This window comes from Spirosoma luteolum (genome assembly GCF_054778875.1).
The window spans coordinates 156735-171545 of the sequence record NZ_BAAGZE010000022.1 but is presented as its reverse complement, the minus strand read 5'-3'; the positions used below and the strand labels follow the sequence as shown (position 1 = coordinate 171545).

Annotated in this window: 12 protein-coding genes; 2 read left to right on the top strand and 10 right to left on the bottom strand. The window is 61.9% G+C overall.

The annotated features are described in order from the left end of the window. Positions 1-17 precede the first annotated feature (17 nt). The 6 genes from ACYVAC_RS19960 to alaS form a co-directional block, all read right to left on the bottom strand. The gene (locus tag ACYVAC_RS19960; RefSeq protein WP_461099561.1) at positions 18-1067 is read right to left on the bottom strand and encodes a FecR family protein; all 1050 of its coding nucleotides are present in this window, start codon (positions 1065-1067) and stop codon (positions 18-20) included. Positions 1068-1169: 102 nt separating this feature from the next. Beyond that, positions 1170-1775: an RNA polymerase sigma factor gene (locus ACYVAC_RS19955; RefSeq protein ID WP_461099560.1), complete on the bottom strand. Its 606-nt coding sequence runs from the start codon at positions 1773-1775 to the stop codon at positions 1170-1172. A gap of 188 nt (positions 1776-1963) precedes the next feature. Then, positions 1964-3007: a proline iminopeptidase-family hydrolase gene (locus ACYVAC_RS19950; protein WP_461099559.1), complete on the bottom strand. Its 1044-nt coding sequence runs from the start codon at positions 3005-3007 to the stop codon at positions 1964-1966. A 59-nt stretch (positions 3008-3066) separates the two neighbouring features. Continuing rightward, positions 3067-4956: a heparinase II/III domain-containing protein gene (locus ACYVAC_RS19945; RefSeq protein WP_461099558.1), complete on the bottom strand. Its 1890-nt coding sequence runs from the start codon at positions 4954-4956 to the stop codon at positions 3067-3069. Positions 4957-5090: 134 nt separating this feature from the next. After that, positions 5091-5606 (bottom strand): hypothetical protein, encoded by a 516-nt coding sequence (locus ACYVAC_RS19940; protein ID WP_461099557.1) that lies wholly within the window; start codon positions 5604-5606, stop codon positions 5091-5093. Between the two features lie 191 nt (positions 5607-5797). Then, the gene (gene alaS / locus ACYVAC_RS19935) at positions 5798-8461 is read right to left on the bottom strand and encodes an alanine--tRNA ligase (protein ID WP_461099556.1); all 2664 of its coding nucleotides are present in this window, start codon (positions 8459-8461) and stop codon (positions 5798-5800) included. A gap of 147 nt (positions 8462-8608) precedes the next feature. Between alaS and ACYVAC_RS19930 the strand changes: the two genes are divergently transcribed. Further along, positions 8609-8938: a MerR family transcriptional regulator gene (locus ACYVAC_RS19930; protein ID WP_461099555.1), complete on the top strand. Its 330-nt coding sequence runs from the start codon at positions 8609-8611 to the stop codon at positions 8936-8938. A gap of 26 nt (positions 8939-8964) precedes the next feature. Here ACYVAC_RS19930 and ACYVAC_RS19925 read toward each other — a convergent pair whose 3' ends face one another. Together ACYVAC_RS19925 and ACYVAC_RS19920 are read right to left on the bottom strand one after the other, a co-directional pair. Continuing rightward, on the bottom strand, positions 8965-10806 hold the full coding sequence (locus ACYVAC_RS19925; RefSeq protein ID WP_461099554.1) for a cytochrome-c peroxidase: 1842 nt from the start codon (positions 10804-10806) through the stop codon (positions 8965-8967). 80 nt (positions 10807-10886) lie between these two features. After that, the gene (locus ACYVAC_RS19920) at positions 10887-12365 is read right to left on the bottom strand and encodes a hypothetical protein (RefSeq protein WP_461099552.1); all 1479 of its coding nucleotides are present in this window, start codon (positions 12363-12365) and stop codon (positions 10887-10889) included. A 241-nt stretch (positions 12366-12606) separates the two neighbouring features. Between ACYVAC_RS19920 and dprA the strand changes: the two genes are divergently transcribed. Continuing rightward, entirely contained in the window at positions 12607-13710 is a 1104-nt protein-coding gene (dprA, locus tag ACYVAC_RS19915; RefSeq protein ID WP_461099551.1) for a DNA-processing protein DprA, read from the top strand. Here the strand turns inward: dprA and eutC are convergent. Together eutC and ACYVAC_RS19905 are read right to left on the bottom strand one after the other, a co-directional pair. After that, positions 13649-14467: an ethanolamine ammonia-lyase subunit EutC gene (eutC, locus tag ACYVAC_RS19910; RefSeq protein ID WP_461099550.1), complete on the bottom strand. Its 819-nt coding sequence runs from the start codon at positions 14465-14467 to the stop codon at positions 13649-13651. The two genes, dprA and eutC, sit on opposite strands and share 62 nt — an antisense overlap. Continuing rightward, positions 14464-14790 (bottom strand): DUF4377 domain-containing protein, encoded by a 327-nt coding sequence (locus ACYVAC_RS19905; protein ID WP_461099549.1) that lies wholly within the window; start codon positions 14788-14790, stop codon positions 14464-14466. Before ACYVAC_RS19905 ends, eutC begins: the two co-directional genes overlap by 4 nt. Positions 14791-14811: the final 21 nt, after the last annotated feature.

Genomic DNA, 14811 nt, shown 5'->3' with positions numbered 1-14811 from the left:
AACAGGGAAGCCCGGGCCTAGTCGATGGTGACGACGCCACCCGTGCGGTGGATATGCAGGTTGAAGGATTCGGCCAGCAGGGTCAGCACCAGTTCGGGCTGCCCGGCCGGCACCGTGGCGGTAAATGTCTGGGCCCCCAGCCGGGGGTTGCGCAGGCTGATGCGCCAGCCGTAGGTATCTTCGAGCGTAGTCAGGATATCGGCAATGGAGGTCTGATCGAAGCGCAGCTGCCCGTTTCGCCAGGCGTCGTACTGCCTGACATCGACGCGCTGCCGCACAAAGCCGGGCCGAACGGGCTCCACCTCAACCCGATCGCCGGGCTGCATCAGCAGGCTTTCTTCCACGCCGGCCCGCTGCCGGGTTAGCTTCACCTTGCCTTCGTTGAGCACCACCCGCGTTTTGCCCCGCCGGGTGTTCACGTCGAACTGGGTGCCCAGCACTTCTACATCGGTTTGCTCCGTGTGCACAATGAAGCGGTCGGCCGGCTGACGGGCCTGCGTTACCCCGGCCGGAGCCTGGCGGTGAACGGCAAAAAACGCTTCGCCCGTAACCCAGACGGCCCGGGGTGCATCGGCCGACCAGTCGTCGCGGTAGGTCAGCGACGAGTTGCGGTTGAGCGTGACCACCGACTGATCGGGCAGGGTAATCTGTTTGGTTTCGGTATAGGCCGTCCGGATGGTGTGGGTAGCCGGCTGCCGCAGGGCATACCAGCCCAGCCCCGCCAGTACCAGCCCACCCGCCAGCGAAGCAGCCACCCGCCACCGCCCCCAGCGCGTGGTGGTCAGCGGCACAACGGCGGCTTCGGGCCGGCGCTGCTGGTCGTAGTGCTGGTCGAGAACCTGCCAGATGCGCTGGCGGCTTTCGTCGGGAAAGGGATGGGGCCGAATGGTGAGGTGCTGTACGGCCCAGATGGCCTCCTCAACCGTTTTCTGCTGCTCGGGATGAGCCGCCATGTAGCCGCTCCAGAACGCCTGGGTCTCGGGGGTCGGGTGGGTTACCCAGGCCCGAAAATCGGCGTCCATCAAAAAATCATCGAAACTGTAGTCGCTGTAGTCCGGTATCTCCATAACGCCCGCTGATCTGTGTCCGGCGAGCCAAATCTGAGAATGGCCAAACTTATCCCTCCCTGCGTACTATTTTTTTGAGGTAGCCATGCGGGCTCCGGCGGCCTATCCGCCCAGGCAGAGCGTCATCAGCAGCGACAGGGCCGAGCGGGCGGGTAGCTGCCGCTGCAAATTGGCCAGTGCCTTGTAGATGGTTTTATAGGCCGACAGCTGGCTGATGCCCATGATGCGGGCCGTTTCTTCGTACGACAGGCCATCGTAGAACCGCAGAAAAATGGCTTCTTTCTGGCGGGCGGGCAGTTGATTGAGCACCGTCAGCAGCTGCGCCGACCGCTCCTGGCTGATGTGCGTATCGAGCCACGATCGCTCGTAGGCAAACTCGACCCGAAAATCCACGTCGCGTTCGAGCAGCGGCAGCGTCTGCTGGTCGCGGGCATCGAGCCGCCGGACAATGTCGCGCCGGATACAGCGGAACAGGTAAAACTTGATCGAGTCGGTATCCGACAGGCCGCTGCCCCGTTCGAGCAGCCGTAGAAACAGCTCCTGAATGCAGTCTTCGGTAAAGGCGGCATCGCCCGTGAAGCGCAGGCTGTAGTTATACAAAATGGGGGCATACGTCTGGTAGAGATAGGCATACGCCTGTTTGTCTCCATCCATTGCCGTACGCCACAACTGGCTATCGGCCATTACTTCGTACGCGCTCGTTTTCATACGCTGGTGCTGGACAACCGGAGAGCCGGCTGCGGTTATTGCCAAAAGGGCCCGGCGAGCCCGCTTTTACCGGCCGAAATTGTAAAAATTTTTATCAACATTATCCCACTTTTTGCAAAATCTGCAAAATAAATTGCCAAACTCGCGCCATACAGGGCGAATCCGGCAGAATTGGCAATCCTGGTCTGTTACAACTGTACGCGTTTGGCTCCGCCGTCAGTTTCTTTCAGAAACCGGATGAGCCCCTGCATGTACGTTTTCTGATCATCGTACATCGCCATGTGACTTCCGTTGGGGCAGTAGAGGTAACTGCCGTTGGGAAACTGGGTGGCCATCCACTTCATGTGTTCGGGGTCCATGGTGTCGTAACGCGCCCCGATGGTCAGTGTCGGCACCGTGATGCGGGGCAGGTCGGCTTTGCGGTCCCAGCGCGTCAGCTTGCCCGATATGCCGAACTCGCTTGGCCCCTGCATGGTCACATAGAGCGACTGGTTGATCTGGCCCATGGCGCGGTTGATTGGTTCGGGCCACTGGTCGAGGGGAATCCGGCAAAGGTGTTTGGCGTAAAAGTTCGGCATCAGCAGCTCCATGTAGCGCGGATTGGTATACTGCCCCTGGGCTTCGAGTTCGTTTACCTCACGCACCACGGCCGGGTCCATCTGTTTGGCCAGTACACTATCGGCGTAGCGGCCGTAGTCGGGGCAGCTCGCCATCATGTTCGAGATAATGAGTCCTTTGAGGTTCTTGCCGTATTTGAGGGCGTACTCCGTGGCCAGAATGCCGCCCCACGAATGTCCGAGCAGGTAAAAATTGGCGGGGGTCAGGTTGAGAGCCGCCCGCACCTGCTCCACTTCCTCCACGTAGCGGGGCAAATCCCAGAACGCTGTGTCCTTCGGGTTGTCGGAGTGGCCGGTGCCGAGCTGATCGTAGTAGATAAACTCGATGCCCGCTGCCGGCAGGTAGCTCTCCATGGCTTCAAAATATTCATGGGTAGCACCGGGTCCGCCGTTGAGCAACAGCAGCTTGATGGTTGGGTTATTGCCAAACCGTTTGGTCCAGACACGCAGCGTCCGGTTGTTGGTGGTAATCGGAATGAGTTTTACGCCCCCGGTGGCCACGGTGGCCGTGTCGGCGGGGAAATACGTCGTGAGGGCCGGCGTTTGCGGGTCGGTTGCGCGGCAGGCGGCCATCCACAGTGGTAGCAGGGTGAGCAGGTAGACGAAGCGGATCATGGCAGAAGGGGTTACGTTGCTGGCAATATACAACCCTAACCGATTCGTGCTGAGCCCCGTTAGCGTCCCCACTCGCCCAGGGGCCGAATGGGTTTCGGCGCCCGACCGGCCGCCGAACCAGGCACCAGCCGCACCGACAGGGTGCTGCGCTGCCCCGCCGGCACCTGCAGCGCAAACCCAACGAACCGAACGTCCGGATTGGGCGCGTCGTAGTCGTGGGGCGGATCGGCCGACCAACTCGTCAGCTGAACACCCGCCGGCTCGACCACCTCCAGCACCAGCGTTTTGCCACCCTGCCGCAACTCGGCCCGGTTGGGGGCGGTGATGGTTACGGTGGCCGGGGTCAGCATGGCCCAGCGCACCGAGGCCGGGCTATCGGTGGCCTGCACCTCATCGCGCACCTGCGCATAAGCCTCGTCGACCAGCGCAATGCCGCGCCGGGCCTGTGCCAGCTGACCAGCATATACGCCCGACAGATCGGTGATGGCATAGCGAAACGCCGGATTGGCCGTACCCGCTTCAATGGGTGCCTTACCCGTTACGCGCTGCAGTGAATCGTTGACCGTGAGCGTGTTGTGCGCCTGGTTGCGGTACCGGAACACCGACCAGCGCTGAGCCTGCTGGTTGCGCCCCCAAATCTGTAACCCCTTCGACTCAAGCGAGTTATACTCCTGCATGCCCAAATCGATGGCCCAGCGCAGCCCATCGGCATCGAGCACGAATGAACCCACGTCCATGTGGGCGTGGCTCACGCCCGGCGACCCACCCTTCAGGCCCATGAACAGCGCGCGGGGGGCGGTCCAGCTGGTGCGGAGCAGCGCCACCGGGGTTTCGCCCTGCCCTACCCAGCTCGTGGCCCGGGGCGTCGGACTGGGCTGCCCACCCAGCCAGCTGCCCCAGATCAGCACGGTTGGCAGCAGCCGCTCGTGGCGGTACGGCCGGGGCTGCGGCCCCGCCAGCTGCCGATGCTCGAACCAGGTCAGCGATGGGTCGTCCAGCCAGCTGGCAAACCAGAACTGGGCGGGCTGAATCTCGGTGCCCCGCCCCGCGTCGGAATAGTTGAACGATTGCCCCGATGGCCCGACCATGTGCAGCATATAAGCGGCCGTCTGATGAAAGCCCGGCCCGTCGGCCAGCCCGAACTGACTGCCCAGGGCCCGTTCGAGGGCGCTGATGAGCAGGACATTAAAGCCGGTACCGTAGCCCCAGTAATTGTAGCCTTCGGGATAGGCGCCATCGGGCTCGTAGACGCGCATCGGAATCCGGACGCTTTGGATGGCCCGGTTCAGCAGGTGGCGCGCCGTGTCGGGCATCGATTCGTAAACCGCCAGGGCGCCGTAGCTGATGCCCGCGTTGCAGACCTGGTTCCAGTTGTTGTCGAGCTGCAGCCAGCCGTTGTGCCGGGCGTCGAGCGATGGGGCCAGTCCTTTCTCAAGGATAGCCGTGCGCACGGCAGCCCGGCTGGTTTCCGGCAGGTCGGCATAAAGCCAGTCGTAGCCGATGGCTGCGGCCAGCGTCATCTCGGCCACATCGAGAAAGTGCGACGGGTTCCAGTCGCTGAAGGCTGCAATGGCCAGCAGTTCGCGTTCGGCCCGCTCCCGGTAGACGGGCTGGCGGGTGCTGCGCCAGGCATAGGCCAGAAAAAAAATCCGGCGCAGCGCTTCGCGCGATTTGTCGAGCAGCCGCCGGCCAATCTGAATCCGTTCGACGGGCGGCAGCCCCAGCATGGCGTTGCATTCGGTCAGGATGGTCTGATGCACAGCCGCCAGTCCGCTGTCGCGCCGGATGGCTTCCCGTACCCGCGCTTCGTCGGCGGTGGTCAGCAGCAGCCGGGGGTGCGGCCCTACCGTGGTACCCGGCCGGATGGGCGTATCCTGCCCCCGGGTGCCCGGCGTGCCGAGCAGCAGCCCACCGAGCAGCCCCAATCCTGCTACCAGTAATCGAATCATACGTATCGGTTTAGGGCAAAAGCAACCTGCCCGGCCCATTTACCGGCCGGATCACTGGGTTGTGGGTTGTCTGCTAACCGCTGCCGGGGCAAACCACTCGGTCTACTTACCCCCTACGCGCGACTCATGCCCAATCAGTCATTTTTGAAGAGCGCGTTGATTTTAGGCTGTACAAACCAGATGCCGATAGGATAGAACCAGACCAGAAAAAACGCGCCGGCGTACTCGTAGAACGTTACCGGTTTCTGGCGTTCCACTGCGGTCAGCGACCTGGCAACAAACGAGAGGATGTAGAACAGGCAAACCATGACCAGCAGAACCGAAATAATAATCAGCCCGGCATACGATGAGGTACTACCTGACGGATCATTGGTGCCGAGTTGCATGCTGAACAACATGGCAACAACTGCCAGGCATACATACCCTACCGCACAGTTGAAGCGAAACGTATGCATGGTAACCCCCGTTGGCAACTTTCGCTGCAACGCAATCCCGATCGTATAGAGCCAGCCAAGATAAGTCCCGAAAACAACCCCCTGCACGGCTGTCCAAAGACTTGACATCGGTGTCATATCACTAGAGAAAAACAGGGGTGCGATGACTACAATCAAAAAAAGTAACCAGTGTGGTGCCCGTAAAAAAAAACGCATGGTGTGAACGTGACAAGACTAGCTGAACTGAGTGGCAGCGGCAAACTAACGTAAACGCACCGTATTCCATCGTTTACCAGCCGAAAACGAACGTATCAAAAACACCCGCGCCCGATAGTCGGTGGACGATCGGGCGCGGGTAAACGGGCTTGCCGGCGATTTGTAAAACGATCACCGGCGAAATGGACAGGTTAGGCCAGCACGGTCTGGGCCTGGGCCAGGGCCGCATCCAGCCCCGACACGTCGGAGCCACCGGCCGTGGCGAAAAACGGCTGACCGCCCCCGCCCCCTTTGATGTGTTTGGCCAGGTCTTTGACTACCTGGCCGGCATTGAGCTTGCGGTCCTGAATGAGCGTGTCGGGCAGCATAACCGCCAGCTGGGGTTTGCCGCTGATGTCGGCCCCGAGCACGAGCGCCAGGTTATCGACTTTCGCTTTGAGGTCGTAAGCCAGTTGCTTCAGACTGTCGGCCGAGGGTACATCGACCCGGGCAATCAGGCGCGAGAAGCCATCGGCCGTTTCGATTTTATCGAGCAGGCCATTTTTCAGCTGCTGCACTTTTTCGTTCTGCAACGCTTCGACCTGCTTTTGCAGCGCCGACCGCTCATCGAGCAGGCTTTGCACGGCTTTCAGCACGTCTTTCGGCGCTTTGAGCAGCTCTTTCAGTTCGCTCATCACTGCCATCTGCTCGTTGACCAGGGCTTCGGCACCGGCCGACGTTTTGGCTTCGATCCGGCGTACGCCCGTCGATACCGACCCTTCGCCCGTGAACTTGAACAGCCCGATGCGGCCCGTTGCCGGCACATGCGTACCGCCACAGAGTTCGACCGAGTAGCTGGGATCGAAGGTGATAACCCGAACAAAATCGCCGTATTTCTCGCCGAACAGCGCCGTGGCGCCCATGTTCCGGGCTTCATCGATGGGGACGTTGCGCTTTTCATCGAGCTGTATGTTCTCGCGAATTTTCTCGTTCACGATGCGCTCTACCTCGGCCAGTTCAGCGTCGGTTAGTTTGGCAAAGTGCGAGAAGTCAAACCGGAGCGCGTCGGGCCCCACGTACGACCCTTTCTGCGCCACGTGGGTGCCCAGCACCTCGCGCAGGGCCGCATGGAGCAGGTGCGTGGCCGAGTGGTTGCTGCTGGTCAGGTTCCGGCGGCTGGTGTCGATCGTGGCGTAGACCGATTCAGCTTCGGTCAGCAGGTCGTCGATGCCTGCCTTATTTTCGACCAGGTGAATGGTCAGGTCATTTTCTTTTTTGGTATCCAGCACGGTAAGCGTTCCTAGCTCATCGGACCCGTTTTTAAAGAGCCGAAGCGTGCCCGTGTCGCCGATCTGTCCGCCCGATTCGGCGTAAAATGGCGTTTTGTCGAGCACGACCTGTACCTGGGTTCCCTGCTTGTTCTGGATTTTGCGGTATTTCACGATCTGCCCGTAAACTTCCGGCTGATCGTAGCCCACAAACTCGACTTTGTCATCCAGTTCGGCCAGTTCGATCCAGTCGCCGGCCGACGACTGGGCGTCTTTGCGCGACCGCTGTTTCTGGGCCTGGAGGGCTTTCTGGAACCCTTCTTCGTCGATGCCCAGGCCTTTTTCGCGGGCGATCAGGGCCGTCAGATCGGCGGGGAAGCCGAAGGTGTCGTTCAGTTCAAATACCGTTTCGCCGGCAATGGCCGCCTGACCAGCCGCTTTGGTATCGGTCACGATCTGATCGAGCCGTCCCAGGCCCGTGCCCAGTGTCCGCAGAAACGCAATTTCTTCTTCCCGAATCACGGTGGCCACAAAATCGCGCTGGACGTTCAGTTCGGGGAATACCTCGGCAAACTGAAGCGCCAGCGTGGGCACCAGTTTGGTCATGAACGGTTCGGTCAGGCCCAGGTACGAGTAGCCGTAGCGGATGGCCCGGCGCAGAATCCGCCGGATCACGTAGCCCGCCTTGGCGTTGCTTGGCACCAGTCCGTCGGCAATGGCGAAGGCTACGGCGCGGATATGGTCGGCAATGACGCGCATGGCCACATCGCCCATTCCGGTGCCCGCCGTGTAGGTCTTACCCGACAGCTCTTCGATCACGCGGATGGTGCCCGAAAAAACGTCGGTGTCGTAGTTCGATTTTTTGCTCTGAATGGCCATGCACAGCCGCTCGAAGCCCATGCCCGTATCGACGTGGCGGGCTGGCAGCGGCTCCAGCGAGCCATCGGCCTTGCGCTGAAACTGCATAAACACCAGGTTCCAGATCTCGACCACCTGCGGATGATCGGCGTTGACCAGCTCTTTACCGGGCTTCTGGGCTACCTCTTCGGGCGAACGCAGGTCGACGTGAATTTCGGAGCAGGGACCACAGGGCCCCGTATCGCCCATTTCCCAGAAGTTGTCTTTCTTGTTGCCGTAGATGATCCGGTCTTTCCCGACGATGGGTTCCCACAGGTCGAAAGCTTCCTGATCGAAGGGCACCCCGTCTGTTTCGTCGCCCTGAAACACCGATACGTACAGGCGGTCTTTGGGCAGCTTATACACGTCCGTCAGCAACTCCCACGCCCAGCGGATGGCCTCGGCCTTAAAGTAATCCCCAAACGACCAGTTCCCCAGCATCTCGAACATGGTGTGGTGGTAGGTGTCGAACCCAACATCCTCAAGATCGTTGTGTTTACCCGACACACGCAGGCATTTCTGGGTGTCGGCCACCCGTTTGGCCGGGGGCGTACCGTTGCCCAGAAAAAAGTCTTTGAACTGGGCCATGCCCGAGTTATTGAACATCAGCGTCGGGTCGTTTTTGGCGACCAGCGGAGCCGACTGCACAATCAGGTGTTGCTTGGACTGAAAGAACTGGAGGAAATGATGGCGAATTTCGGAAGACGTCATAAGGCAGGTATGGGTCGGCCCGGTTACAAACAACCAGGCCAGCGAGCGCATGGAAAAACGGTTTGTTACCGTTCGATAAACTTACAGTTGAAGCCGTAAATTTACGCAGAATCTTGCGGTTTTAGGAGCCTTCCCTAATCCAAACCTATGAACGAGCCCGAGAAGATGTATTATGGCATCCGGGAAGTAGCCGAGATGCTGGGCGTCAATGCACCGACCCTGCGGTACTACGAAAAAGAGTTTCCCACCCTTCAGCCGCGTAAAAACCGCTCGGGCGACCGGGTTTATACCCCCGACGATGTCGAGCATCTGCGCGAGATTCTGAGCCTGACCAAAGATCAGGGGTACACCCTGGCAGGCGCCCGCGAGTTTCTGAAAACGCGCGACAGCCGCCGGCGCGAAAATGCACGCTTCGTGGGCAAACTGCGCGAACTCAAAACCTTTCTGGAACAGATCCGCAACAACCTCGACGACTAATACCGGGGCCCGGCACCCGTTTCGGCCTACAGGGCTTTCAGAAACGCAACCAGCGCGGCCTGCTCCAGTTTACTCAGGTGCAGTGGACCATCGGGCAGGGTCTGGTTGGGCACCGCGTAGCCCAGCCCCACTCCCCCGCCCCGGTTATAGAAGTCGACCACCTGCTCGAGCGTCTGGTAGGTGCCCTGGTGCATGTAGGGTGCCGTTTGTGCCACGTGGCGTACCGTGGGCGTCTTGAATGCGTGCCGGTGTCCGGCCATGCGGGTAGCTTCGTAGCGGCCCAGGTCCGGATCGAGCCGGCGGCTGCCCGGGCCGGTGGGCACGCCCAGTACCTCGCTTTCTGTTTTCGCAAACCCCGGCGGCACCGTGCCGTTGAACAGCGGAAAGAAATGGCAGGTAGCGCACTGCGCTTTCCCCATAAACAGATTGAAGCCCTGTTGCTCCTGACTGGTCAGCAGGGCGGGCTGCCCGCCCCCCGTGCGCAGGTAGCGGTCGACGCGCGAGTCGAGGCTCGTCAGCGAGCGAATGTAGCTGGCCAGCGCGTTGGTTACCGTGCGTTCGGTTACGCCCTCCGCATAGGCACGGGCAAATTGCCGGCGGTAGTCGGGCTGCTGTCGCAGGGCCCGTACGGCATCGGGCAGCGAGCCATGCATCTCGGCCGGATTCCGGATGACATCGGCCACCTGATCTTCCAGAAACGTAACCCGCAAATCCATAAACTGAGCGCCCTGCAACGCAGCATTGAGCAGTGTGGGGGCATTGCGCCGAATCCGGCCCGTGCCGGCCGCCGTCCGGCTGGTGGGCTCACCGTCGGTAAACGCACGGCCGGGCTGGTGGCAGCTGGCGCAGGTACGCTGCCCACGCCCCGACAGGACCGGATCGAAAAACAGGGTTTTGCCCAGCGCGACCCGGGCGGGGGTAGGCCGGTCGGCGTGGGTACTCACAAAATGGGCGGGGTCGAAGGCTGCCGGATCGTTGAGCGTCCGGGCCGCCGGCGACAGAAACCGATGCTCGTCGAACACGGGAATAGCGAGGGTTCTCTGGGCATCGAGCAGTAGCCCGCTGAGGACATTGGCCTGCTGCGTGATAAAGCCCAGCCGGTCGAAGCGGTCGAAATCGCCCCCCTGCCGCAGCACCGAATCGGCGCGGGCAAACGTCTGGTCGAGCCGGCTGTCGAGGGCCGCATCGTGGTCGGCCAGGGCATAGAGCCGGGTCGTTTCCCGAAGCCGGGTCAGGGCTTCGGCGGCTTCGGGCAGCGACAGATGAGCCACCGGCGAATCGAAGCCCGTGATGCCCAGCGTAATAACCCGAAATACCTCCAGCCGCATGGCGTCGAAGATATGGCTGTCGGTGAATGAACTCGTAGCCGCGGCCTGCCGCAGGCGCCCGATGTTCGACACCAGCACGGCGGCCTGGTGCGTCAGCACGTCGCGGTTGGCGGGATCGTAGGGAAACAACCCTTCTTCCAGTACCTGCAGGCCTTCGGGCGCTTCTTCCCGCCGGTCTACCTCGTCGATTTCGGCCAGGTTAGGGCCGTTGATGCTTTTAGCCGTTTCCGGCGTGAAGACCTCGGTGAGCCATTCGGCCCGTTTGTAGGCCAGGCGGGTCCGGCGCAGGGCGGCCTGTACTTCGCCGGCCGGGCGGTTGCCCTGCAGGGCCCGGTGCAGCGTGCGGGCGGCCGAATCGAGAGCTGCCACGTCGGTTACATACTGCTGCTGCACCCGGTCGGCGGGCGCTGGCGTGGGGCGCAGCAGGCCATACAACCCGATCAGCAGCCAGACGGCGGCCAGCCCCGCCACCAGGGGCCACAGGCCAGGGCGGAAACGTACGGGGATCGATGCAGTCGGAAGCGGTAACGGAGCAAGCATACAGGCGGGAGGAGTAACAGACGAAAAAAGCCCGACCGGCACGGGTGCCGGTCGAGCCGTGGCCCGGAGGCCGTTGGGTGTTAGCGGGCCAGCCCTTCGATCAGAATGAGCTGGCTGGCCTGGTTCTCGGCAAGCCGTTTCGAGCCGCCGTCGACACCTTTGTAGCGGTCGCCTTTCCAGGTGTGGGCCTGAATACCGAGCATAAAGGTGCCGGGGCGCCCCGTCACATCCGATACGTCGATCATACCGCTGCTCTCCCAGTCGCCCAGGGCCGAGGTGCCACCCACGTTGTATTTGGCGGCATCGGCTTCGTTCCGGCGGTGATCGAGTTCCAGCACCGGCGTGAGCTGTCTGGTGTTGAGGTTATACTGATACACGTAGCCATCGTGTTTTTCGTCGCCGTAGCCGTTGGGGTCTTCCATGATGTAGACCATGTTGCTGGTCACGCAGACGTTATCGGGGTCCTGAAAGGTTTTGGCGATACCGGTGCGGTCGTCACCGTCGAGCAGCACTTCCAGCTTGCCTTTAGTGGGATCGGCCGCATCCATCGTCAGGCGGTAAATGCGGCCGTATTTCGACCGCGAATAATCGGCGTTGACACCCGTGTTGTTCTGCCCCGTAACGGCGAAGATTACTTCGCGGCCGTTGGCCCCGCCCCCTTTCCGGTAATCCACGTCTTCGACACGACCAAACTTGATCGCCTGCAGATCATTGACTTTGGCATTGATCTGCGCGCCGGTAAGCGTTTTGTGGTTGTCGATTTTCACGAATTCCACGTCGTAGCTGCTGCCTGTGACCATGTCACGCTCCCGCTGGTTGCCATTGCTGCGTTTGAGCATGTACAGCGACCCGTTGTCGAGGTCGCCCACGGTATTGGTCAGGTACAGCGCTACTTGTCCGCCGTTGGTACCCGAATCATCGTCGCCGATAATGATAGCCGTTTTGCCGGGGTAAGCCGTTTTCGGCAGCGGCACGGCGTTTTCGGCGCTCCACCGGCCCAGACCGGCTACTTCGCGCGTGATACCCGCCTGCTGCGCATCGGCATCGACCCGGAGGGCATGTGTGCGCGATTCTTCGCCACTTTCGCCACTGGTCAGAAACAGCGGGCCGAAGCCGTGTTCGAGGGGTGTGACGAGCGTGGCCGAACACAGACGCCAGGTACCGCCGTCGGAGTTGAGCACATACTCACCCTTGACGGGTTTGAAGGTTTTGTCGAGCGTGATGCGCGACACGGCAAAGTTGTCTTCGTTGTTGACCAGGATGCTGTAGGTCCCGTCGGGGTTCTGGAACAGGCCCGCGCCATCGGCCGAGCCACCGAATACGTACCTGGGCGACTGGGGCAGCACGTCGTCACTGCTCAGAAGCGAATACAGGTTGATGGCACCCGCCCGACCGCCGGCAGCCGACGCCCCCGGCAGAAGCCGGGCCAGCACCGGCGTTACCGACTGGTTCTGAAGCGTTACGGCCGGACTGGCCGGATCACGATGATCGGTACAGGACGCCAGGGCGAACAGGGCCAGCAGCGACGCCGACGACAACAGGTAGTTATGAAGCCGCATAGAGAGAGCAAATGAAAAGAGGGTTGAAACGATTCCACAAAGCAACCCCTCAGCCGTGAACTGAATATGACCGTCCCGTTATGCTAGTGCTATCACTGCCGGGCAGCTCGTAACATTGGCGTTCATTGGCGGGTCGGCGCGTGATCAATTGTGGCTTCGCCCGATTGGGGCGGGCGGGGTGGTTTTTCAGGCGCTGATTTGGTAGCTTGCCTGTTCAGTCAATGCCCTCCGTACCATACCCGTGACCGATCAACTTCATGCCATTGCGCTGACGCGCGTTTCCGGCGTGGGCAGCGTGCTCATCCGCCAGTTAATCAGCTATTGCGGCTCGCCCGCCGACGTGTTCCGGTCGCCCCTGGCCCGGCTGCTGCGGATTCCCGGCATCGGCGAGGTAACCGCCCGCGCCATCCTCCGCCCCGATGCCCTGACCGAGGCCGAACGCATTCTGAAACGGCTCGACGCCCTGAGTGCGCAGGCGCTGTTTTACACCGACGCGCACTACCCGGCCCGGCTCAAACCACTCTACGACGCGCCGGCCCTGCTCTACTGGCAGGGGGGCGGCACCCTCAACGCCAGCCGCACCATCGGGCTGGTGGGCACCCGGCAAGCCACCGACTACGGCCGGCGCACCACCAGCGAACTCATCGAAGCGCTGGCCCCGCTGGGCATCTCGGTGATCAGTGGCCTGGCCTATGGCATCGACATTGCGGCCCACCGCGCCAGTCTGGTCAGCGGCCTGCCCACGGTGGGTGTGATGGCCAGTGGCCTCGACATCATTTACCCGAACATGCACCAGAAAACGGCGCAGGAGATGCTGCCATTGGGGGGGCTGCTCACCGAAAGCCCACCGGGTACCAAGCCCGACGCCCACCTGTTTCCGGCCCGGAACCGCATCATTGCCGGCCTGAGCGATGCCCTGGTCGTGGTCGAAGCCGCGGCCAAAGGGGGCGCGCTCATCACGGCCGAATACGCCAACAACTACCACCGCGAGGTGTTTGCAGTGCCGGGGCAGTTGAGTCAGGCTTTTTCGGCGGGGTGTAACAAGCTTATCCGCGAACACAAGGCCCAGATCTACACCAGCCCCCGCGATCTGATCGAGGCTCTGAACTGGGATCAGATCGGTTCGGAAACGCCCTCCGCCAAAACCACAGCCCCCCTGCCTCTCGACATTACTGACGAGGAAAGTCAGGTGCTGGCCCTGCTGCGCAAGCATACCGATCTGCACGTCGATGAACTGAGCTGGCAGGCCCAGATACCGATGAACCGGCTGGCCGCGCTGCTGCTCAATCTGGAGTTTCGGGGGTTTGTGCGCTCGAAGCCGGGAAAAACGTATGCGCTGCAGTAGGCACGGGCATATCGTCTTTGAGGGCCACGCCCGACAGCTGGTGCGCGTGCATCTCACCCAGCAGATACAGCAACTTGTCGATGGCCGCGCCGTAGGGCATGCCTTCGGGGCGGATATTCGACACGCAGTTGCGGTCGGCATCGGTCAGGCCCGGCCGGGGCTGGTAGGTCAGGTAGGCGCCCAGGCTATCGGGCGACGACAGGCCGGGGCGTTCGCCGATGAGTACCAGCAGCAGCCGGGCGCCGAGGGCGTGGCCGATGGGGTCGCCGATGGCGACCCGCCCCTGCTGCACCACCGCGATTGGCGCCACCACCCAGTTCTGTTTGGCGGCCCCGGCCACCACGCCCGCCACTACCGGCCCGGCATGACGCTGCACGGCCGTGGCCGACAGGCCGTCGGCCACAACGATCGCCAGTGTGGGAAATTCAAGTAAAGGCATCGTTTCCAGCCGATTGAGCGAGGCCGAACTCAGGCACCGACCCAGATCGGGGCGCTGCAGGTACGTAACCCGGTCGACGGCCTGGCTCTGGAGCACTACCGGATCGGGCCGGCAATGGGCCAGTTCGGCGCACAGGGTCTCGCTGTCGAGTGGCGTCCAGACGGCATCGCGGGCGCGGGCGTGGTCGAGCTGAAAGGCCAGCAGCGCGCGGGTGGGCAGACTGTGCCCCGTGCGGCCCTGCGCAATGCGGGCAGCCGTATGCGCCTGTAAAAACGCCCAGGGGTCGGGGCCGGCAGCCTCGCGGTCGGCGGGTATCATGCGCGGTCTTTCCGAAGCTGTTTGACAAGCGTGTAGCGCAGCGACGACCCATCGGCGGGCGGGTTCTCGACAGCCTGCCGTTTCACCCGCAGCGTGTATGTGTAACCGGGTTCAAACGTAAAGCCTTCGATGGGATCGTAAAAAAGCTGCCAGTCACCTTTGCCGTTTTCCCGCACGTACAGGCATTTCCGCGGCCCCATGCCCATGCAGTCGCGTTCCTGGGCGGCCACGTCGAGCGTCAGCGTATCCGCGTCCGGCTGCATCCGCGAGCAGGCAGCACCCGCCAGTATCAGTAGTAAACCAATCAGAAAAAAACGGCGCATAGGGTGTCGGTCAGAACAGGT

What these genes read in the sequence shown, in the direction of transcription:
- ACYVAC_RS19960 (WP_461099561.1), bottom strand. Translation starts at nt 1,067, where the DNA reads ATGGAGATACCGGACTACAGCGACTACAGTTTCGATGATTTTTTGATG.
- ACYVAC_RS19955 (WP_461099560.1), bottom strand. Translation starts at nt 1,775, where the DNA reads ATGAAAACGAGCGCGTACGAAGTAATGGCCGATAGCCAGTTGTGGCGT.
- ACYVAC_RS19950 (WP_461099559.1), bottom strand. Translation starts at nt 3,007, where the DNA reads ATGATCCGCTTCGTCTACCTGCTCACCCTGCTACCACTGTGGATGGCC.
- ACYVAC_RS19945 (WP_461099558.1), bottom strand. Translation starts at nt 4,956, where the DNA reads ATGATTCGATTACTGGTAGCAGGATTGGGGCTGCTCGGTGGGCTGCTG.
- ACYVAC_RS19940 (WP_461099557.1), bottom strand. Translation starts at nt 5,606, where the DNA reads ATGCGTTTTTTTTTACGGGCACCACACTGGTTACTTTTTTTGATTGTA.
- alaS (WP_461099556.1), bottom strand. Translation starts at nt 8,461, where the DNA reads ATGACGTCTTCCGAAATTCGCCATCATTTCCTCCAGTTCTTTCAGTCC.
- ACYVAC_RS19930 (WP_461099555.1), top strand. Translation starts at nt 8,609, where the DNA reads ATGAACGAGCCCGAGAAGATGTATTATGGCATCCGGGAAGTAGCCGAG.
- ACYVAC_RS19925 (WP_461099554.1), bottom strand. Translation starts at nt 10,806, where the DNA reads ATGCTTGCTCCGTTACCGCTTCCGACTGCATCGATCCCCGTACGTTTC.
- ACYVAC_RS19920 (WP_461099552.1), bottom strand. Translation starts at nt 12,365, where the DNA reads ATGCGGCTTCATAACTACCTGTTGTCGTCGGCGTCGCTGCTGGCCCTG.
- eutC (WP_461099550.1), bottom strand. Translation starts at nt 14,467, where the DNA reads ATGATACCCGCCGACCGCGAGGCTGCCGGCCCCGACCCCTGGGCGTTT.
- ACYVAC_RS19905 (WP_461099549.1), bottom strand. Translation starts at nt 14,790, where the DNA reads ATGCGCCGTTTTTTTCTGATTGGTTTACTACTGATACTGGCGGGTGCT.